Raw genomic sequence first — 834 nt, 5'->3', positions numbered from 1 at the left:
TCAACCCGAACGTCGCGGTGGGCCTGGATAACCTGGCCTATGTCATCTACACCTCCGGCTCCACCGGCAAGCCGAAGGGCACCTTGCTGCCGCACCGCAACGTGCTGCGCCTGTTCGAGGCCACGGACGGCTGGTTCGGCTTCGGCCCGCAGGACTGCTGGACGCTGTTCCACTCCTACGCCTTCGACTTCTCGGTATGGGAGCTGTTCGGCGCCTTGCTGCATGGTGGCCGCCTGGTGATCGTGCCGCAGGATGTCAGCCGTTCGCCGGAGGCCTTCTACCAACTGCTGTGCGAGCAGCGGGTGACCGTGCTCAACCAGACGCCGTCGGCGTTCCGCCAGCTGATGCAGGTGGCCTGTGCCGAAGGCCAGCGCAGCGACCAGCAACTGCGCTACGTGGTATTTGGCGGCGAGGCGCTGGAGGTCGGCAGCCTGCGCCCGTGGTTCGAGCGCTTCGGCGATCGTGCGCCGCAACTGGTCAACATGTACGGCATCACCGAAACCACGGTGCACGTGACCTACCGTCCATTGTCGCTGGCTGACCTGGCGCAGGGCGCGTCGAGCCCGATTGGCGTGCCGATCCCGGACCAGAGCCTGTACGTGCTCGACAGCGACCTCAACCCGGTGGCTGCCGGCTGTGTCGGCGAGCTGTACGTCGGCCGCCAGGGCCTGGCGCGTGGCTACCTCAAGCGCGCCGGGCTCAGCGCCACGCGCTTCATTCCCGACCCGTTCGGCGACAGCGGGGCGCGGCTGTACCGCAGTGGCGACCTGGCCCGCTGGCGCGCCGATGGGGTGATCGAGTACGTCGGGCGGATGGACCATCAGGTGAAGATCC

The 834-nt window shown here is 67.7% G+C and carries 1 protein-coding gene; it reads left to right on the top strand.

Going from position 1 to position 834, the window contains the following annotated elements; all coding sequences use genetic code 11:
* The coding region (locus APH30_RS27335) for an AMP-binding protein (RefSeq protein WP_156326760.1) at positions 1 to 834 on the top strand (834 nt) is incomplete at both ends.

It is taken from the genome of Pseudomonas sp. NBRC 111127, assembly GCF_001320345.1.
Lineage (GTDB): Bacteria > Pseudomonadota > Gammaproteobacteria > Pseudomonadales > Pseudomonadaceae > Aquipseudomonas > Aquipseudomonas juntendi.
Note: the sequence above shows the minus strand (reverse complement) of the source record. Positions and strands in the feature narration are given on the sequence as shown.